Source organism: Sinorhizobium sp. B11 (assembly GCA_039725955.1).
Lineage (GTDB): Bacteria > Pseudomonadota > Alphaproteobacteria > Rhizobiales > Rhizobiaceae > Rhizobium.
In genome coordinates, this window is record CP091034.1 from 591,670 (window position 1) to 611,257 (window position 19,588).

Annotated in this window: 22 protein-coding genes; 16 read left to right on the top strand and 6 right to left on the bottom strand. The window is 59.4% G+C overall.

Going from position 1 to position 19,588, the window contains the following annotated elements; all coding sequences use genetic code 11:
* Positions 1-20: 20 nt before the first annotated feature.
* From LVY75_12680 to LVY75_12735, 12 genes are all read left to right on the top strand, one after another.
* Entirely contained in the window at positions 21-317 is a 297-nt protein-coding gene (locus LVY75_12680; GenBank protein ID XAZ24073.1) for an STAS domain-containing protein, read from the top strand.
* A complete protein-coding gene (gene cheY1 / locus LVY75_12685; GenBank protein XAZ24074.1) occupies positions 314-679 on the top strand; it encodes a chemotaxis response regulator CheY1 in 366 nt (121 codons plus the stop codon). Before LVY75_12680 ends, cheY1 begins: the two co-directional genes overlap by 4 nt.
* A 20-nt stretch (positions 680-699) precedes the next feature.
* Positions 700-3,000 carry a chemotaxis protein CheA gene (locus LVY75_12690; GenBank protein ID XAZ24075.1) on the top strand — a complete coding sequence of 767 codons (2,301 nt, stop codon included), beginning with the start codon at positions 700-702 and terminating at the stop codon, positions 2,998-3,000.
* Positions 3,001-3,006: 6 nt separating this feature from the next.
* Complete coding sequence (locus tag LVY75_12695; GenBank protein ID XAZ24076.1) at positions 3,007-3,474, top strand: chemotaxis protein CheW; 468 nt, start codon at positions 3,007-3,009, stop codon at positions 3,472-3,474.
* Positions 3,471-4,382, top strand: coding sequence for a protein-glutamate O-methyltransferase CheR (gene cheR / locus LVY75_12700; protein XAZ24077.1), 912 nt, complete (start codon positions 3,471-3,473; stop codon positions 4,380-4,382). Before LVY75_12695 ends, cheR begins: the two co-directional genes overlap by 4 nt.
* On the top strand, positions 4,379-5,425 hold the full coding sequence (cheB, locus tag LVY75_12705; GenBank protein ID XAZ24078.1) for a protein-glutamate O-methylesterase CheB: 1,047 nt from the start codon (positions 4,379-4,381) through the stop codon (positions 5,423-5,425). Before cheR ends, cheB begins: the two co-directional genes overlap by 4 nt.
* A complete protein-coding gene (locus tag LVY75_12710; GenBank protein XAZ24079.1) occupies positions 5,425-5,814 on the top strand; it encodes a response regulator in 390 nt (129 codons plus the stop codon). Before cheB ends, LVY75_12710 begins: the two co-directional genes overlap by 1 nt.
* Entirely contained in the window at positions 5,811-6,365 is a 555-nt protein-coding gene (cheD, locus tag LVY75_12715) for a chemoreceptor glutamine deamidase CheD (GenBank protein ID XAZ24080.1), read from the top strand. Before LVY75_12710 ends, cheD begins: the two co-directional genes overlap by 4 nt.
* Positions 6,366-6,381: 16 nt before the next feature.
* On the top strand, positions 6,382-6,771 hold the full coding sequence (locus tag LVY75_12720; protein XAZ24081.1) for a hypothetical protein: 390 nt from the start codon (positions 6,382-6,384) through the stop codon (positions 6,769-6,771).
* 112 nt (positions 6,772-6,883) lie between these two features.
* Positions 6,884-8,581: a flagellar M-ring protein FliF gene (fliF, locus tag LVY75_12725; protein XAZ24082.1), complete on the top strand. Its 1,698-nt coding sequence runs from the start codon at positions 6,884-6,886 to the stop codon at positions 8,579-8,581.
* 600 nt (positions 8,582-9,181) lie between these two features.
* Positions 9,182-9,928, top strand: coding sequence for a helix-turn-helix transcriptional regulator (locus tag LVY75_12730; GenBank protein XAZ24083.1), 747 nt, complete (start codon positions 9,182-9,184; stop codon positions 9,926-9,928).
* A gap of 8 nt (positions 9,929-9,936) precedes the next feature.
* A complete protein-coding gene (locus tag LVY75_12735) occupies positions 9,937-10,683 on the top strand; it encodes a helix-turn-helix transcriptional regulator (GenBank protein ID XAZ24084.1) in 747 nt (248 codons plus the stop codon).
* A gap of 59 nt (positions 10,684-10,742) precedes the next feature.
* Here LVY75_12735 and LVY75_12740 read toward each other — a convergent pair whose 3' ends face one another.
* The 6 genes from LVY75_12740 to motA form a co-directional block, all read right to left on the bottom strand.
* Positions 10,743-11,183, bottom strand: coding sequence for a hypothetical protein (locus LVY75_12740; GenBank protein ID XAZ24085.1), 441 nt, complete (start codon positions 11,181-11,183; stop codon positions 10,743-10,745).
* Between the two features lie 5 nt (positions 11,184-11,188).
* The gene (flhB, locus tag LVY75_12745) at positions 11,189-12,268 is read right to left on the bottom strand and encodes a flagellar biosynthesis protein FlhB (GenBank protein ID XAZ24086.1); all 1,080 of its coding nucleotides are present in this window, start codon (positions 12,266-12,268) and stop codon (positions 11,189-11,191) included.
* A 131-nt stretch (positions 12,269-12,399) separates the two neighbouring features.
* Positions 12,400-13,437: a flagellar motor switch protein FliG gene (gene fliG / locus LVY75_12750; protein ID XAZ24087.1), complete on the bottom strand. Its 1,038-nt coding sequence runs from the start codon at positions 13,435-13,437 to the stop codon at positions 12,400-12,402.
* A 28-nt stretch (positions 13,438-13,465) separates the two neighbouring features.
* A complete protein-coding gene (gene fliN / locus LVY75_12755) occupies positions 13,466-14,092 on the bottom strand; it encodes a flagellar motor switch protein FliN (GenBank protein ID XAZ24088.1) in 627 nt (208 codons plus the stop codon).
* Positions 14,093-14,158: 66 nt separating this feature from the next.
* Entirely contained in the window at positions 14,159-15,106 is a 948-nt protein-coding gene (locus tag LVY75_12760; GenBank protein XAZ24089.1) for a FliM/FliN family flagellar motor switch protein, read from the bottom strand.
* Positions 15,107-15,979 (bottom strand): flagellar motor stator protein MotA, encoded by an 873-nt coding sequence (gene motA, locus LVY75_12765; GenBank protein ID XAZ24090.1) that lies wholly within the window; start codon positions 15,977-15,979, stop codon positions 15,107-15,109. It abuts the gene before it with no gap.
* 249 nt (positions 15,980-16,228) lie between these two features.
* On the opposite strand from motA, the gene flgF reads away from it, so the two are divergent.
* The 4 genes from flgF to flgB all read left to right on the top strand — a co-directional run bounded on the left by flgF (position 16,229) and on the right by flgB (position 19,587).
* Positions 16,229-16,963: a flagellar basal-body rod protein FlgF gene (flgF, locus tag LVY75_12770; protein XAZ24091.1), complete on the top strand. Its 735-nt coding sequence runs from the start codon at positions 16,229-16,231 to the stop codon at positions 16,961-16,963.
* Positions 16,964-16,978: 15 nt separating this feature from the next.
* A complete protein-coding gene (fliI, locus tag LVY75_12775) occupies positions 16,979-18,379 on the top strand; it encodes a flagellar protein export ATPase FliI (protein XAZ24092.1) in 1,401 nt (466 codons plus the stop codon).
* Positions 18,380-18,381: 2 nt separating this feature from the next.
* A complete protein-coding gene (locus LVY75_12780; GenBank protein XAZ24093.1) occupies positions 18,382-18,924 on the top strand; it encodes a flagellar protein in 543 nt (180 codons plus the stop codon).
* Positions 18,925-19,194: 270 nt separating this feature from the next.
* Positions 19,195-19,587 carry a flagellar basal body rod protein FlgB gene (flgB, locus tag LVY75_12785; protein XAZ24094.1) on the top strand — a complete coding sequence of 131 codons (393 nt, stop codon included), beginning with the start codon at positions 19,195-19,197 and terminating at the stop codon, positions 19,585-19,587.
* Position 19,588: the final 1 nt, after the last annotated feature.

Consider the following 19,588-nt stretch of genomic DNA (forward strand, 5'->3'; position numbering starts at 1 on the left):
AAGGGGACAAGGAAAAGCTGATGGCAGCAAAGAAGAGTGCCAAGACGCTGGAGTTGCCAGCGGTTCTTGATCTCAATGAGGCGTCCGCATTGCGCGACAAGCTTCTCTCCATGCGCGGAAACCCTCTGGCGATCGATGCTTCGGCAGTCGAACGCATCGGCGCTCTTTGCGCCCAGGTTCTGATGGCCGCCGAGAAGACCTGGGACCAGGACAAGCAGTCGATCACCTTCTCGAAGGTGTCCGACGCATTCACGAAAACCATGCAGTTGGTTGGCGTCGACATCGACCATCTGCTTGCCAAGGAGATCCGGCAATGAAGAAGAAAGTATTGACGGTGGACGATTCCCGTACCATCCGGAACATGCTTCTCGTAACCCTGAACAACGCGGGTTTCGAGACGATCCAGGCTGAAGACGGCGTTGAAGGCCTCGAGGTTCTCGAAGAGTCCAATCCTGACGTCATTGTCACCGACATCAACATGCCGCGCCTCGACGGCTTCGGCTTCATCGAAGGTGTCCGTCGCAACGAGAAGTACCGTGCGATCCCGATCCTGGTGCTGACCACTGAAAGCGACGCGGAAAAGAAGAACCGTGCCCGCCAGGCTGGTGCCACCGGCTGGATCGTCAAGCCCTTCGACCCCGCCAAGCTGATCGATGCCATCGAGCGTGTAACCGCCTAAAAAGCCCAGGATTTGCTCCTATGGATATGAACGAAATCAAAGAGATCTTTTTCCAGGAGTGCGAGGAACAGCTCGCCGAACTGGAATCCGGTCTCCTGAAAATGAATGATGGCGATCGCGACCCGGAAACCGTCAATGCGGTTTTCCGCGCGGTCCATTCGATCAAGGGCGGTGCCGGTGCCTTCGGTCTGGATGACCTCGTCGCCTTCGCCCACGTCTTCGAGACCACACTTGATTGCGTTCGTTCCAACAAGCTTGAGCCGAACCAGGACGTCCTGAAGGTCATGCTGAAGTCGGCCGACGTGCTCGCCGACCTGACCAATGCTGCCCGCGATGGCGGCAGCGTCGATGAAAGCAGAAGCCGCGGCCTGGTCAAGGAACTGGAAGCGCTTGCCCACGGCGAGATGCCGTCTCCTTCGGCAGTTTCCGAGGCGCCCGCACCGAAGCCGGTTCCCAAGGCCGCTGCTGCTCCGGCCGCCGCAGCCCCGACTCCGAAGCCGACCGACGATAGCGGCTTCCAGCCGATCCCCTTCTCCTTCGACGATTTCGGCGGTGAAGAGAAGCCGATCGATCTGCCGGCCTATGAAATCATCTTCAAGCCGCGCTTCGAACTATATTCAAAGGGTAATGACGCCACCCTTCTGCTGCGTGATCTCTCCCGCCTCGGCGAGATGAGCATCTATTGCAACACCGATGCTCTGCCCGGCCTCGATGAGATCGATCCGGAAGGCGCCTATTTCTTCTGGAACATCACGATCAAGACGGACAAGGGCGAAGACGCCATCCGCTCGGTCTTCGAATTCGCCGAATGGGATTGCGATCTGACCGTGAGGCCGGCAGAGGACACCAAGCCCGGCGACACCAATGAAGAACTGCCGATGATCCCGGTCCCGTTCGATCTCTCGATCCTGGATGATGGCGGTGCCTCTGAGGCACCGGCTGCTGCCGAGACCACGGCCGACGATACGGCTGCGGCCGTTGCTGCTGCCGAAACGGCGACCAACGTCACGCAGATGGCTGCTGCTGCCGCCCGTGTCGAGAAGAAGGAATCGGCTGCCGCCGCTGCGGCTGCAGCAGCAAGTGCTGCCGCCCAGAACAATGCCGCTGCCAGCGCCGGCCAGACGATCCGCGTCGATCTCGATCGCGTCGACCGCCTGATCAACCTCGTCGGCGAGCTTGTCATCAACCAGGCGATGCTCTCCCAGAGCGTCATCGAAAACGATACGACCGGCACGTCCTCGATCAATATGGGCCTCGAAGAGCTTCAGCAGCTCACCCGCGAGATCCAGGACTCGGTCATGGCGATCCGCGCCCAGCCCGTGAAGCCGGTCTTCCAGCGCATGTCGCGTATCGTCCGCGAAATCGCCGACATGACCGGCAAGTCGATCCGCCTGATCACTGAAGGTGAAAACACCGAAGTGGACAAGACGGTCATCGACAAGCTGGCCGAGCCGCTGACGCACATGATCCGCAACGCCGTCGACCACGGTATCGAAACGCCTGAAAAGCGTGCTGCTGCCGGCAAGAACACCGAAGGCACGGTCCGCCTGACGGCAAAACATCGTTCGGGCCGCATCCTGATCGAACTGGCTGACGACGGCGCCGGCATCAACCGCGAAAAGGTCCGCCAGAAGGCGATCGCCAACGAGCTGATTTCGCCTGACGCCAACCTGTCGGATGAGGAAATCGATAACCTGATCTTCCTGCCGGGCTTCTCTACGGCCGACAAGATCTCCGACATTTCCGGCCGCGGTGTCGGCATGGACGTCGTCAAGCGCTCGATCCAGGCGCTCGGCGGTCGCATCAACATCACCTCGAAGCCGGGCCATGGCTCGGTCTTCACGATGAGCCTGCCGCTGACGCTCGCCGTCCTCGACGGCATGGTGGTCACGGTCGCCGGCCAGACGCTGGTCGTGCCGCTGACGGCCATCGTCGAAACCCTGCAGCCGGAAGCCGCCGCGATCCACTCCTTCGGTGCGAGCCACCGGCTGATCTCGATCCGCAATTCCTTCTGCCCGCTGGTCGATGTCGGTCGCATCCTGAACTTCCGCGCCACCCAGGCAAACCCGGTCGAAGGTGTCGCCCTTCTCGTCGAATCCGAAGGCGGCGGTCAGCGCGCCCTCATGGTCGATGCGATCCAGGGGCAGCGTCAGGTCGTCATCAAGAGCCTCGAGGCGAACTACACCCACGTTCCGGGCATCGCTGCCGCAACCATCCTCGGTGACGGCCGCGTGGCCCTCATCCTGGACGTGGACGCGGTGGTCGGCGCCTCGCGCGGACAGTCCCTTAAGGCGGAAATGTCTCTGGCGGCAGTAGGATAAGAGGCAATGTCGTACACGGCGAAAAATCTGACCCTCGGCGGAAACGAGCTTATCGCATTCCGCATCGGCGATCAGGAATTCTGCGTGAACATCATGGCGGTCCGCGAGATCCGGGGCTGGACCCCGGCGACCGGAATGCCACACTCGCCATCCTATATGGTGGGCGTCATCAATCTGCGTGGTGCAGTGCTGCCGATCATCGATCTGTCGGCCCGGCTCGGCATGAAGCCGACCGATCCGAGTGCCCGTCACGTCATCATCGTCGCCCAGGTCCACCACAAGGTGGTGGGCCTGCTGGTCGATGCTGTTTCCGACATCCTGACCGTCACTGACGATGACATTCAGCCGACACCCGAGATCTCCTCGGACCTTCAGCGTCAGTTCGCTCGCGGCATTCTCTCGATCGAAAAGCGAATGATCTGCCTGATCGAACTCGAAGCCCTGTTCCCAGATACCGAAAGCGAAGCCGCATGAATGCACTTGGCGTAAAAGATCAGAGGCAGCCTGGTGCCGAAGAGGTTCTGGCGAGCGGCGAATACCCGCTGACGCGCCGCGATCTCTCGGAAATCGCCGCCATGATCTATGCGGATGCCGGCATTTTTCTCAATGAGACGAAGGCTTCGCTGGTCTACTCTCGTCTGTCGAAGCACATCCGCAATCTCGGCCTTTCGGGCTTTCGCGAATATTGCGATCTTGTCGCCTCGCCGGCCGGTGCTGCCGCCCGGCGCGAGATGCTGTCGCACCTGACGACAAACTTCACGCGTTTCTTCCGCGAGAACCATCATTTCGATCACTTGCGCGACCACGTGCTGCCCGATCTTCTGAACCGGGCGCGTGCCGGCGGCCGTGTGCGGATATGGTCGGCTGCCTCCTCGGATGGGCAGGAGCCCTATTCTATCGCGCTGACTGTCCTCTCAATGATGCCGAATGTCGCCGACTATGACTTCAAGATTCTCGCGACCGACATCGACCCGAAGATCCTCGCTGTCGCCCGTACCGGTGCCTATGATGAAAACGCGCTGGAAACCGTCTCACCTGCCATGCGTAAGCAATGGTTTACCGAGGTGGAGATGCAGGGGCGCCGCAAGTACCAGGTCGACGAACGCGTGAAGCGTCTCATCACCTACAACGAGCTGAACCTGATGGCCCAGTGGCCGTTCAAGGGCAAGTTCGACGTCATCTTCTGCCGCAATGTCGTCATCTACTTCGATGAGCCGACGCAGATGAAGATCTGGCAGCGCTTCGCCGGCCTGCTGCCGGAAGGGGGGCATCTCTACATCGGCCACTCCGAGCGAGTCTCGGGCGAAGCCAAGAACGTCTTCGACAATATCGGCATCACCACCTATCGCTATACGACCAAGGGTATCGGGAGGAAGGCATGAGTGCTCCGGCAAGAGTTCTCGTCGTTGACGACTCGCCGACCATGCGCGGCCTGATCTCGGCCGTTTTGAGCTCGGATCCCGAAGTCGACGTCATCGGCCAGGCCGGCGATGCCCTGGAGGCGCGCGAGGCGATCAAGCGGCTGAACCCGGATGTGGTGACGCTCGACATCGAGATGCCGAACATGAACGGTCTCGAGTTCCTCGAGAAAATCATGCGCCTGCGCCCCATGCCCGTCATCATGGTCTCGACCATGACGCATCGCGGCGCGGAGGCGACACTCGCCGCCCTCGAAATCGGTGCCTTCGATTGCGTCGGCAAACCGCAACCGGGTGAACCGCGCCCATTCGGAGACCTCATCGAGAAGGTGAAGGCCGCCGCCCGCACACAGCGCAATTTCGCCAAGCCCGCCACGCCCGCCGCCGTCACGCCGACAGCGGTGGCCGATTTCCGCGTCGGCCGCAAGATCGTCGCGATCGGTTCTTCGACCGGTGGCGTGGAAGCCCTGATCGCCGTGCTGCAGAAATTCCCTGCGAATTGCCCGCCGACCGTCATTACTCAGCATATGCCGCCGACCTTCACCAAGAGCTTTTCCGAACGGCTGAATCGCCTCTGTGCGCCGGTCGTGGAAGAAGCGACCGATGGCGCTCGTCTCGAGATCGGCAAGGTCTATCTGGCACCCGGTGGCGAACGTCATCTGCAGGTCTCCAATGCATCGGCGCCCTGCTGCCGGCTAGTGGAACGGGCGCCGGTCAATGGCCATCGCCCGTCGGTCGACGTGCTCTTCGATTCGGTTGCTGAACTCGCCGGGCGCAATGCCGTCGGCGTTATCCTTACCGGCATGGGGCGCGATGGCGCCGCCGGGCTGTTGAAAATGCGCCACGCAGGGGCAAGAACGCTCGGTCAGAACGAAAAAACCTGCGTTGTTTACGGAATGCCAAGAGTTGCCTACGAACTTGGCGCAGTTGAGCAGCAGCTACCGCTGACTGCTATCGGCGAAGAGATACTGAAAATGACAGCCGCCCGAAAGGAAGGGACAGAATAATGTCGATCGCGGAGAAAATCAAAGTTCTGATCGTTGACGATCAGGTTACAAGCCGCTTGCTGCTCAGCGACGCTCTGACGCAGCTGGGCTTCAAGCAGATCACCTCTGCCGGCGATGGCGAGCAGGGCATGAAGATCATGGCGGAGCAGCCCCATCATCTCGTCATCTCCGACTTCAACATGCCGAAGATGGATGGCATCGGCTTCCTTCAGGCCGTGCGCAGCAACCCGAACACCAAGAAGGCGGCCTTCATCATCCTCACCGCACAGGGCGACCGTGCGCTGGTGACCAAGGCAGCGCAGCTTGGCGCAAACAACGTTCTGGCAAAGCCCTTCACCATCGAAAAGATGAAAGCGGCCATCGAAGCCGTGTTTGGAGCCCTGAAATGATCACTGAGGGTGCGGCCCGCCGCGTGCACATCATTCAGGGTGAATACAAGGTCTTGAGTGATCCGGATGCGGTGCTTTCGACCATCCTTGGCTCGTGCGTGGCAGCCTGCCTCAGAGATCCCGTCGCAGGTGTCGGCGGCATGAACCACTTCCTGCTGCCGGGGACAGGCAACACCCCGATGACCGGCGGCGATGCCACGCGCTACGGCGTGCATCTCATGGAACTGCTGATTAACGGCCTCCTGAAAAAGGGCGCGCGGCGCGACCGGCTGGAGGCCAAGATCTTCGGAGGCGCGAAGACGATCTCGACATTCTCGAATGTCGGCGAGCAGAACGCAGCCTTCGCCATGCAGTTCCTTCGAGATGAAGGCATTCCGGTGGTCAGCTCCAGCACGGGCGGTGAGCATGGACGCAAGATCGAATACTGGCCGGTGTCCGGCCGTGCCCGGCAATACCCCCTGACCGGCGCCGAAACCCAGAGAACTGTCGCTCTCGAGCAGCGCCCCGCCGCTCCGCAAAAGCCCGCCGAGACCAGTATCGAATTCTTTTAATGGCGAGGATTTTTATATGACTTTTACACCGATGATCGAGCCGCCATCGCCGGTTGAGGCGCTCAGCGACGTATTGATGCGCATTGTCTCCGAGCTTCACGACGTTGCCTACCTGATCGAACGGATCGAACCTCAGCTGATCGAACTGGGCGGCTCGGAAATCCTCAATTCTCCCGATAGCATGAAGGTGATGCAGGGTATCGATCTCGCAGTGCAGAAATCGCGCGGTCTCGCCGAGTTCATCGACACCATCACCGGTGAAATTCCGCATAACTGGTCGATCGATGTCGCGACCGCACTCAGCCTCGTCAAGCTTGCCGAGATGCAGAAAGCGCTCGGCGGCGGTACGCGCCACGGCCACTCCCAGCCGCTCAGCAAGGCTGCCGGCGACTTCGATTTCTTCTGATACTGCAATTCTCCTAGATGCGCTGAACGAAACGCTCGCACAAGTTTCGGCGTCTATTCGTCAAATGAGGCAATAAGCCTGCTTTGTCTTTGACGGATCGTGCGAGAACAGAATGAATCTGTTAAATCAATTAGTTCAGATTATTAAGAACTTTGGTTCCCTTGGGCGGACGCGTTTGATGATCCTTGGTGGGGTCGGCGCCGCTTCCATCGCAATCATCCTGGCGGCCGCAATTTTCGTCAACAAACCGGCCCAGGAAACGCTTTATGTCGGCCTGGAGACGACTGATCTCAATCAGATCAGCATGGCGCTCGCTGAAAGCAATGTCGACTTCCAGGTTGGGACCGATGGCTCCAGCATCACCGTACCGGCCGGCATGACCGGCAAGGCCCGTCTGCTGCTTGCAGAGCGCGGCCTGCCGAACAGCGCCAATGCCGGCTACGAACTCTTCGACAATGTCGGCTCGCTCGGCCTCACCTCCTTCATGCAGGAAGTGACCCGCGTCCGTGCGCTCGAAGGTGAAATCGCCCGCACCATCCAGTCGATCTCAGGCATTACCGCCGCACGCGTCCACATCGTCATGCCCGAGGTCGGCAACTTTCGGAAGGCCGAACAGAAGCCGACGGCTTCCGTCATGATTCGCGCCAGCGCGGCGACGGGACGAAACGCGGCCACCTCGATCCGCCATCTCGTCGCCTCGGCCGTGCCGGGGCTCGACGTCGCTGACGTGACGATCCTCGACTCGGCCGGCCAGCTTCTCGCTTCCGGCGATGATGCCGCCAATGGCACGCTGAACCGCTCGCTCAACATCGTCCAGAATGTTCAGCAGGAAGTCGAATCCAACATCGACAAGGCGCTCGCACCTTTCCTCGGCATGGACAACTTCCGCTCCAGCGTCACGGCCAATCTCAACACCGACGCCCAGCAGATCCAGGAAACCACCTACGACCCGGAATCCAAGGTCGAGCGCTCCGTTCGCTCCACGAAGGAAGCACAGCAGTCGCAGCAGAATCAGTCCGACAATGCGACGACGGTCGAGCAGAACATTCCGCAGGCGGCCCCGCAGGCCGGCGGCGCAAATGGTCCGCAATCGCAGGACAAGTCCGACAAGCGGGAAGAACAGACCAACTACGAAATCAACAGCAAGACCACGGCCACCACGCGCAACAGCTACCGGGTCGAAAAGCTCTCGGTCGCCGTCGTCGTCAACAAGGGCCGTATCGCCAAAATGGTAGGCGAGCCCGCCGACCAGGCCAAGATTGACGCCTATGTTGCGGAGATGCAGAAGATCGTCGCCTCGGCGGCCGGCATCGATCCGAACCGCGGCGACGTCATCACCGTCACCCCGATGGATTTCCTCGAAAACCAGCTGCTCGACGATGCCAACGGCGGTGTCCATGTCATGGATATGCTGAGCCGCAACCTCGCCGGCATCATCAACTCGCTGGCCTTCGTTGCGGTAGCCTTCGTGGTGATCTGGCTGGGCGTGCGTCCTCTCATCCGCACCGTCAGCGGCTCGGGTACATCCTCCGCCGCAGTCTTCGGCGACGCCACTCCGGAATCGGCCGGCCTGGAACTTCCCGACTTCGCACCGGCGGGTGCTGCGGCGGGCGGTGCTCTCATGGATGGCTTCGGCTCCGACTTCGGCTTCGACAGCACCGAGGATCTGCTCAGTCTCGGCGACGACGACGGCAACTTCAACCGCCGCGTCAAGGAAGGTCCGGAACGCAAGCTTGCCCGTATGGTGGAGATCAACGAGGAACGCGCTGCGAAGATCCTCAGAAAATGGGCCATCGACGAAGCTGCATGATAACAAAGGCCGGGAAACCGGCCTTTTTCTTTTTCAGCTGTGGATAGACCGATCAGTAACGGAAACGTTATCGGCACCGGTAGCCGGCCCGTAAGGACCCGATTACTTTGTAACGAAGAATTCGGATGTAGAGATCCTGCGGCAAAGAGATGGCGTCGTCTTCGCGACGCTGAAGCCCTGAATAAGGCGGACGACGTAAGTATGCTTCCAATAGAACAACAGGTCGTTGCTTTCACGCGTTTGATATTTGCTTCCGTTGGGCGATCGGTTTCGGCGCGTCCCTAGCCAGAACTGTGATAATTACGCCATTCAGACCGATAATTCCGCGCAGCCCCACTCGCGCATAAGGCGAGGAACATTGCGGCCAAAGCCAGAATCATCCTACTTTATCTATATTCGCGAGAGTGGAGTGGTGGTCGAATCACCGCATGGAAGGCCACAAAAGTAAATCCCCAGAAGTCGGAGATGGTGATTTGCGGTGGTTGGCTTACCCTTAAGTGATTCGAAATGGGATTCGCGTGGGGCATGTGTTTGAATCCTTTTCCTAAAACAGAACTTCTTTGCGAGAATCGATAGTTTCTCAGCCGCAGGTCACTGCTAATGGATATGGACACATTTCAGGCGAATAGAGGCGAGAAGCAAATGGCGAACTTCGTCGGCGCCAATGTGCCGGATCTTCTGCCGCGCCACGAGCTGATCAATCGTCTGCGCATCATCGCCGAAACCGGCAAGTTGCAAGCCGGCTTGCAGGCGCTGACCGAATATGTCGGTGCCATGCATTATCTGATGGCGCGCTGTGACCTCATCCAGGAAAGCGGTCTGGACTTTATCGTGTCGTCCGACTGGCCTTTCGATCTGGTGAAGGAGGTCGCCAATGACCTGGTATCCGGCTATGCGCGCTCGACCGAATTCGAAAAATGCATGCAGGTGCTGCAGCCGGGCTTCGCGCTTTTGCCCGACAGCGTTGAAGTGCCACACGGCGCAAGCCGGCAATATTGTTCTCTGACCTTCAATGTCGGCCGATCTCGGCTGGCATTGATGTTCCTGTTCAGGGAAGGTTTCGTGCTTTCGCCGGAACGTCTCCGGGACGTGGGCCTTCTTGCAGGCTATTTCGCAAGCTTCCTTCGGTGCGGGGGCACGAAGGTCGATCGCGATTTCGAGCTGACGGAGCGGGAGCTGGAATGTCTCTTCTGGATCGCGGAAGGCAAGACAAGCGACGAGATCGCCATGATCCTCGGTATCTCCCGGAATACCATCAATAACTATATTACCAGCGTGATGCGCAAGACTGCAACGAAGACGCGTTCCGAGGCGATAGCCTTCGCCGTTCGCAACAATCTCGTTTGAGGGGAATTATGGGGCATCAACCAGGCAGGGCGATAGGCAATACGGACCAGATGCGCATGGTGCGCGTGAACAGGATTTCCAGCCGGTCTGACCTTTTTCCGCGCCTGATTGCCATGCAGAAGCTCGCGGATGCGCAAGGTTTCGCTGTCTTTCGTGTCACGGGTTCCGGCGTGCCGGCAAAGCAGCGACTGATCTGCGAGCTGGAAAACTGGGGTCCCTCGAATGCCGGCTTCGGCAAGGCCTTCGTCGATGCCCATGGCGAGGCTTTGCTCGATCACATCGATCGTTCGCTGCTGCCGCTGTTCTGGGCGGGCAGCCATGATCGCGCGGCTCCGGGTCCTGCCGACTTCTCACCTTTCATGGTGAGGCTGAAAGACGGGGTGGTTCCTTTCTCCGGTCTTGCCTTTCCGGTGCGTCTCGGCGCTATCGGCAACGGCTTCGTGCTCTTCACGGGCGACGATCTCGATCCCCTGAGCGACACGATCATCGAGCTGCACGGCCGATGCTGCAATGTCATGATGGACCTGCTGTCGCTTGACGAACGTCGTGCGGCGGCAACGGAAGCGCTGAGCGAGCGTGAGATCGCCTGCCTTCAGCTTGCCGGCGACGGCCGTATCAGCGAAGAAATCGCCGACAAGCTCGGCCTTTCCGTCCACACGGTGAACGCCTATCTCGGCTCGGCCACCATCAAGCTTGATTCGGTCAACCGTATCCAGGCGATCGCCAAGGCGATCCGGCTCGGCTACATCAGCTAAAGAACGGCAAAGCCCGGCGCCTTGCGGGCCGGGCCTGATATTCCCAAGCGTAAACTGCTTTAGCCGGCGAGCGCCTGTGGCTTTGCCACGATATAGCGCGCTTCGTGCAGGCTTCTTTGCAGAAAAGCCGTGTTTGCGTCCGGATCGCTGGAAGCGTTCTGGAAGGAAATATGATTGATCTCGATACCGGCATGGTCCTCGGCCAGCGTCAGCTGCGCATAGACGGTCACGCCGCGCGGCTTGATTTCCAGATCGAGTACGACTTCGGGCTTGCCGCCCCATTCCAGCGTATAATTTCCCCCCAGGCCGAAGTTGACGGTGCCGGGATGGAAAAACAGTTCCGCTGCGGATGCGACGAGGTCGGCGAGATTGCCGTAATACTCGAAGCGCAGCAGAGAAATCAGATCGGATGCGTCCAGGAGCCTGAGCTCGCTTGCGACCGGGCTGATTGCTTCTGCAAGGATTTTTTCACGCTGGGCAGAGTAGGGGCATTTTTTCATTCGACTTATCTTACCCGTTTGTTCTTGGCCTCCGCGGCGTAAACCCGGTGAATGAGTTCCGCGACGGCCTTATAGAAGACTGACGGTATGACACTATCCACCGAGACTTGCGCAAACATGGAGCGTGCGAGAGGTGGATCCTCGAACACGGGAATGCTGTTCTCTTCGGCGATCTCTCTGATTTTCAACGCAATAAGGTCCTGGCCCTTGGCCAGGACGACCGGCGCATCGTTTTCCTCGCGCACGTAGCGCAGCGCCACGGCATAGTGCGTCGGGTTGGCGATGACGAGGGTGGCGCGCTGAACGCTGGCGATCATGCGCCGGCGGGCGCGGTCACGCATGACGGAGCGCTGTCTGCTCTTGACGAACGGGTCGCCCTGCGACTGCTTGTTTTCTTCCTTCACCTCGTGCTTCGTCATCTTCAGTTCGGTGAACCAGTGGTAGCGCGTCCAGAACACGTCGGCGATGGCGACGATGGCGGTGGCGATCAGCATCACGATGATGATCTTGCGCATGGCCGTCATCATGCGAACCATGATCGTCTGCGGGTCGGAGAACATCGCATCGATCGAGCCGAAATATTCGCTTCTAAGGACGAAGAAGAGAATCACTCCGACGACGACCACCTTGAACAGCGACTTGCCGAATTCGACGAGCCCCTGGACGCTGAAGAGCCGCGACCATCCCTTGACGGGCGAAATACGCGAAGCCTGAGGACGGATGCGTTCGAGAACCGGTGTTGGCAGGTTCTGGAAGACGGATGAGGCGATACCGAACACTATGAACATGATGAAGGCCGGGGCAAGAAGCGCCGCAACGGCCCAGCCGAGCTTCACAAAGAGCGAGATGACGTCAGGTCCGGTTTCGATCTTCCACTGGTCTGGCTGCTCGAAGATGTCGCGCAGGGTCTCGGCCATGTGCGACGTTGCGCTGGGAAGGAAGAAGACGAGGTAGATGAAGGTCGCGAGAATCGTCGTGAAGATCGAAATTTCACGCGAGTGGGGGGTATTACCTTTTTCGGCAGCATCAGACCGCTTTTTCGCGGTAGGGGCTTCTGTTTTGCTGTCCTTGTCTTCATCGGCCAAGTCTGCGGCCCTCCGTCAAAGAAAAAGGCCGCTGCTAAAGCGCGGCCCGTTTCCAGGAAGGGTAGACGTGTGCGTCTTGTCGATCAACCGCCGCCTTGCCGGCCAGTCGAATTGTCAACAGCTGCGATGATTTAGGCGGCCGCCGGACCGCCTTCCTTTTCCTTGAGCTCGATCTGGCCGGCATTGGCCAGGCGAATCGCTTCCTGCGCCACGGCGCGCCGTGCAATCGCGATCTCGCGCGGATTGACGCCGGCCATGCCGCTTTGAAGATCCGATTCGATCATGCGGCGCTGGCGCGGACTGATGGAGGAAAGAACCGATTCGCGGATTTCCGCCGATGCGCCACGCAAGGCGACTGTGAGGACGTCGGTCGAGATGTCGTTGAGCAGCATGACGCGGCTGCGCTGCGGCATGAACATAAGATCTTCGAAAAGGAAGATCTTCGGACGAACCTTGTTGACCGCTTCGCGATTGATCGATTCGAGCGAGGTGAGCAGCGTATCGACCTGCGGCTTGTCCATCTCGTTCATCAGGTCGGCGACCTTGGTGGAGCCCGATGCGTTGCGTTCTGCGTCGATCTCGGCAAGCAGCGTCATCACCTGGTTTTCGATGATTTGTGCAGCCTTCGGGCTGACACTCTTCATGTTGACCGTACGGTTCATGATGTCGGCACGACGGTTGTCGGGAAGCTGCAGCAATACCTTCGCGCCGAAGGACGAGGGCATCATGGACAGGATATACGCAACGGTCTGGGGGTGTTCGCGCAACAGGAACTGGGCGACGAAAGCAGGTTCCGCCTCGGCCAGACGATCCCAGATGGAGGTTTCGTAGGCCTGGAAAGCGGTGCGGCGGCCGAGAAGGCTGTCGACTTCGTCAGGGGTCAGCCCTTCCTCGAGGATGGCCTCGATCGCCTTGGCGTTGTCCATCAGACCCGCGCCTTCGGTGAAGAGATCTTCGAATTCGCTGACGAGCTGGAGGAGCTCGTCCGGCGGGATCGCACGAAGCGCCTGGGCAGATCCGATAATGGTCTGCAACTCGGCCTGCGTAAAATATTTCAGCAGCCGGCCGGCGACCCCCTTCCCCATAGCGAGAAGAACTGCCGCCGCCTTTTCAGCCTGGGTCAACGGTTTCCCGGCAAGTGCGCCGCCGAAATCGTCAAAGTCCATCATGGTCTAACCTCTCCGTCCCACACAGGGATCAGGCTTTTTTCGTGCTCAAAACTTCTATCAGTTTTACACCGAATCGCGTGTCGTCGTTATCAAGAACCGTAATCTCGCCGCGTGCAATCCTGCGGCCGTTCACCATTATTTCGACCGGCTCGCCGATCTTCTTGTCGAGCGCGATAGTGGCACCCTCGGTGAGGTTCATCAGGCCGGAAACCTGCATGCGGCTCGTCCCGAGCACGATCTGGACATCGATAGGAATGTCCATGATCAGGTCGAAGTTCGAGTTCAGCGCGCTGCCGAGCGGTGCCGGAGCGGACTGGAAGGAATTGCCGCCGAAGCTCGGCGCAGCTTCGAGGCTGGGAAAGCCTGCTGCACCGCTGCCGGCAGCATCGTCGCCGAAATCGCCGCCCCCGAAATCGCTTCCTGCGAAATCGGCACCGCCGAAGGATGTTTCGCCGGCATCACCGCCGAATGGCGAGAGATCCGTTCCTGCTGCGAAAGCATCGTTCTGCAGGTCGTCGCCGAACTGCGGAAAGTCGCCGTCCGTATCTTTCTTCAACACGCCGCGCAGATCGTCGATAGCCTGATCCAGATCGGCTTCATTGCCCGGCATGTCCAGGGAGAGGTCACTATTCTGCTGTGTCTTCTTCGTAGCCATGAAATCACTATTCCAGTTGAAACTTGCCTCAAACTGCCTTTGTGGCGCTGAGAGCGAGAGAACCGATTAATTCATTAAGTGCCGGATCAGCTCGTCATCCGAATTCATGGTGTCTTTCACGCGCACCATGTAGTTGTCGCCTGAACGCCCGAACTCGCACACATACAATTCCCGGCTGTTGGCGCTGACTTCAACGCGCACGTCGCCACTGTCCCGGAAAGGAATGACATCGCCAGCCATTAGCTTGGAAATCGTCCGCAATGTCAGGTCCTGGAGATGGATCTTCGCTTCGAGGGTGACCTGCGAGCGGCGAACCTGGTCGCCGATCTGCTCGGTGAACTCGGGCGATTTGCTGGGCTGCTTCTTCGGCTTCGGGGCCGAAACCGTCGTCTTGAGCAGTGCCGTCTGCGGCACGATCAGGCTGAATTCGGAAACGATGCCGGCAAGCGTGATCGACATGTTGATCGCAGCGGCAAATTCGTCGGTGCGATCCTCCGGCGGACGCACACGGGCCTCATGCGCGAAGGGCGCCGAGAGGCTGGGCTCGAATCCGCCTGGCGCGTTCACGGCCGAGCGCAGCACCTTGGAAATCTTGTCGAACACCATGCCGGCGAGATCGAGTTCGATAATGGAGAGAAGCCGGTCGGCCGGCTCCTCGATCGTTTCGGCAGTGGCCCCAAGCAGGTGCTCCATCAGGGTGATGATGAAACCGTTGCCACAGCCGATGGTGATGTTCTGCGACCAATTGCGCAGCGTCGCATCGACCAGCGTCATGTTGGTGCTGAGATCGTCGATCAGGTGATTCTTGTAGCCGATCTCGCAGCCAAGATAGCCGACTGTCACATCGAGGCCGGTTTCGCTTTTCAGGACGTCGGGAAAGAATTCGCTGTATATGTCGCCGAAGGAACTGCAGAGCTTGGCAACCCTGCCCCTGTCGCCGAGACCGCCGGTCAATTTGGCAAGAAGGGCGGGATCCATTGTCTGGTTGTCATGCGAAGCATTGCTCATAGTCATTTAAGCTGCCTTGTTTTCGCCACCTGGGTTCATCATTTCCTGTTCCACTGCGTCGATCGACGGGCGTTCATACGCCGAGATGGTCTTGCGGCCGTATTCGAGGGCGACCTGCGGCACCGAGCCGTTCATGTAGGCAAGCAGGGTCTGCTTGACGACGACGTAGAGGCGGTGCTGCTTGGAGCGGACGACCTTGATCTGGGAGACCAGCGGGGAGCAGACGCAGTAGGAAAGCAGAATGCCGAGGAATGTGCCGACGAGTGCCGAACCGATGAGGTGGCCGAGCACTTCCGGCGAGTCATTGATATGCGCCATGGCCTTGATGACGCCGAGAACCGCCGCGACGATACCGATGGCGGGGAACGAATCGCCCATGATCTGGATCGCGTGGTAAGGCTTCATCTTGTCATGAAGGATGGTGTTGATTTCTTCGTCCATCAGCGCCTCGATCTCGTGTGAGCGGGCATTGCCGATGATGATCAGGCGCACGTAGTCGCAGATGAAGGCCGTCAGTTCCTTGTTCTTCAGAACTGTCGGGGCCTGCTGGAAGATCGTCGATTCGGCCGGGTTGTCGATATGCGCTTCGATTTCGTTGCGCGATTTCGTACGTAGGTCGCGCATCAGCGAATAGAGCACACCGAGCGTGTCGAGGTAGTTGCGCTCCTTGGGAACGGAGTGCTTGAAGGCTTCGCCGAGCGCCTTGCCGGAGTCCTTCACCACCTTCATGGGGTTCGCCATGATGAAGCTGCCGAGGCCGGCGCCGCCGATGATCAGGAATTCGAAGGGCTGAAAAAGAGCATCGACTTCGCCGCCCATGGCCATGAAGCTACCGACGATACAGCCGCAGACAACTACAAATCCGATAATAATATTCATCGTCAGCCCAATCTGAACGTTGCTTTTCTTTGCGACGGATAGGATTTGTGCCTTGCGTGAGGCTGATGAATGCCGTTTTGGCGTATGCATTTGCGCTGCCAGTTTCGCGCAAGGATTTGCCTTCATATTGGACGTGACGAGTGGGCCTATGCGCGCCCATGTCTGAGATGCCGCTCAGCGGAACCCGTGGCCGAACGAAAAGGAGCCAGGTGTTTCGTCCCGTTTATCGCCAATGTGGAGCTTACCGACATGCAATCCGGTCTTTACGTTTCCCTGTCGTCCCAGATGGCTCTCGAAAAACGCCTGACGACGATCGCCGACAATATGGCCAACGTGAACACGACCGGTTTTCGCGGCACCGAGGTAAAGTTCGACGAAATGATGGCGAACAACGAGAACAAGACGAACACCAAGGTCGCCTTCGTCTCCCAGGGCAACGACTACATGGACACTTCCCATGGTGAGATGCAGCACACCGGCAACATGCTCGATTTCGCCATCAAGGGCGATGCCTGGTTCTCTCTCGACACACCGGCGGGCCGCGTTCTGACAAGGGACGGCCGCTTCACGATGCGCGATACCGGCGAACTGGTTTCCACCCGCGGCTATCCGGTTCTCGATGCGGGTGGTGCGCCCATCGTCCTCAACACAGCCGGCGGCGAACCGAAGGTCGGCACCGACGGCATCATCTACCAGAACGACCGCCAGGTCGGTTCGCTTGGCCTCTTCGAAGCGGATCTCAACAAGGGTTTCCTGCGCTACGAAAATAGCGGCGTCATGACGACAGAGCAGCCGCGTGCCGTCGTCGATCGCTTCGATGTCGGTGTCGAGCAGGGCTACCTCGAGAATTCCAACGTCAATGCGATGCATGAGATGACGCAGCTGATCGAAGTGAACCGCGCTTTCGAAAGCGTCTCGTCCCTGATGCGCGACAGCGAAGATTCCTTCAAGGAAGCGGTTCAGACGTTGGGCGGCAGCCGCTAAGGCAGGGCGTGAAGCATGAACACCACGCTGTTGACCGAAGACGCACTCTCGCCGAAGCTGACGCATCTCGGCGCCCTTGCAGAACGCTATGCCTCGCCAGAATTCTCTGTGACGCATGGCGGCCGCGTTCATACGATCGCAGCCGGTCACTATACCGTGCGCGGCCTTTCGAGGTATGTGCGTCTTGGCGAGTTCGTCGCCCATAAATCCGCGACGGGTATCCATCTTGGCGAAGTTGTCCGGGTAGAGCCGGATCTGATCTATGTCTGCCCGATCGAACCGGGCGAGCCGATCGGCATCCATGACGTCGTCATCCGCAAGGGTGCCTTCCGCATCTCCCCGTCGGACAGTTGGTGTGGTCGCACCATCAATTCCCTCTGTGAGCCGATCGATGGGCTCGGCCCGATCACAGAAGGCCTGGACCGCCGTTCGATCTCGAATACTGCGCCGCCTTCGATGACGCGCCAGCGCGTCGAAAAAGGGTTCAAGACCGGTGTGCGCGCGATCGATATTTTCTCGCCGCTCTGCCTCGGCCAGCGCCTCGGCATCTTCGCCGGCTCCGGTGTCGGCAAATCGACGCTGCTATCGATGCTGGCTCGTGCCGATGCTTTCGACAAGGTGGTGATCGCGCTGGTCGGCGAACGTGGTCGTGAAGTCCGCGAATTCATCGAGGATACGCTCGGCAGCGATATGAAGAAGGCGATTGCGGTCGTTGCCACCAGTGACGAGAGCCCGATGCTGCGCAAGATGGCGCCGCTGACGGCCGTAACCATCGCCGAGCACTTCCGAGACAAGGGTGAAAACGTCCTGTTCATCGTCGACAGCGTTACGCGCTTTGCCCATGCAATCCGCGAAGTCGCGACCGCCTCCGGTGAGCCGCCGATTGCGCGCGGCTATCCGGCCTCCGTCTTTACCGAGCTGCCGCGCCTTCTGGAGCGCGCCGGTCCCGGTGCGGAAGGTGCGGGCACCATCACCGCCATCATTTCCATCCTTGTCGATGGCGACAATCATAACGATCCGATCGCCGACTCCACGCGCGGTATTCTGGATGGTCATATCGTTCTGCAGCGAAGCCTGGCGGAGGAGGGGCGCTACCCGCCGATCGATCCACTCGCATCCATCTCGCGTCTTGCCCGCAAGGCCTGGACCCCGGATCAGGAGAAGCTGGTTTCGCGCCTCAAGGTGCTGATCCATCGCTTTGAGGAAACGCGCGACCTGCGCCTTATCGGCGGCTACCGTCCGGGCGCTGATGCCGATCTCGACATGGCGGTCAGACAGGTGCCGATCATCTATGACGTCCTGAAACAGTCTCCCGGAGACCGAGAATCGCTCGATGCCTTTGCGGATCTTGCCGGTGCTCTGAAGGCCGCGGCCGGCGTGCCCACTCCGAGTGCGCCTATTCAAAGGAGGGCCTGATCATGGCCGATTTCGAAGACGAACGGATAGCCGCACTGAAAGAGCGCAACAAGGGCGTGCTGCTCGATCGCGCGCTGACCTTTTTGGGTCTGGCACTTGCCGGTGCGTCCGCCTTCTTCCCCTGGTACGTCTTCTTCAACGAGGACAAGTTCGGCATCAACGTCGCCGACAGCAATGCCTCCCGCGATTTGCCGGACTGGCCGGCGCGCAACGTCTTCAGCGTGTCGCCGCTCGCCATGGTCAACAAGAACGATGAGGGCAAGAAAGTCCCGCCGATCGACAATTTGACGACGGCAACCGTTTCCGAGCTCGGCAAGGAGCGCAACGGCGACGCCTTGATGGAGGACCAGCCTTTCCCCGGCAAGGGTTCTTTCCGTTTGCTGCACGTGGCCAACGGCCGGGCCCTCATCGAGGATCCCTCCGGCATGTATGTCGTGCGCGTCGGCTCGATCCTGCCTGACGAAAGCCGCCTTGCCACATTGGAACAGCGCGATGGCAAGTGGGTGATCGTTACCTCCAAGGGTGAGATCTACCAGAACAACTAAAGCATGCCGCGCAAAACCGGGCAGCGGTTCTGCGACAAAGACGTGCGAAATCAAAGCCTGAAGTGTTGGTGGCGAACCCTGAGGATCGTGACGCGCTTCAGTTCAGACAGAAGGTGAATCGCTGCAGGCCCGTGTCGGAGAAACGGTCGGGCGACGGTTGGTCGATGTCTGCAAGTAGCCTCGAGCAATGGCCTGCAAATCCTGCATTTACCGTAAGTCCCACGCAAGATTACCGCCCTAGGTTCGGCCTAGTAAAAACGGAGAGTTCTCATGCAACCGATTCAACTTTTCGACTTGGCTTCAAAGCAGGCGGAATGGCTGACGATCCGTCAGGAGGTTGTTGCCGGCAACATCGCGAATGCAAACACGCCGAAGTTTCGTGCAAAGGATGTGACGCCTTTCCAGGCCGTGCTCGACCAGTCGGACGTGACCATGGCGCGCACCAATCCGATGCATCTGAGCGGCAACGATTTCAGCACGAGCGGCGATATCGACGTCAAGGACGCCGCGCTCGATCAGGAAATCGGTGTCCAGGAATCCGGCAACACCGTTGGTATCGCCGAAGAACTCTCCAAGTCGGGCGAGATCAAGCGTCAGTATGACCTGAACACCTCGCTCGTCAGTTCCTTTCATCGAATGATGTTGATGACGGTAAGGAAGTAGA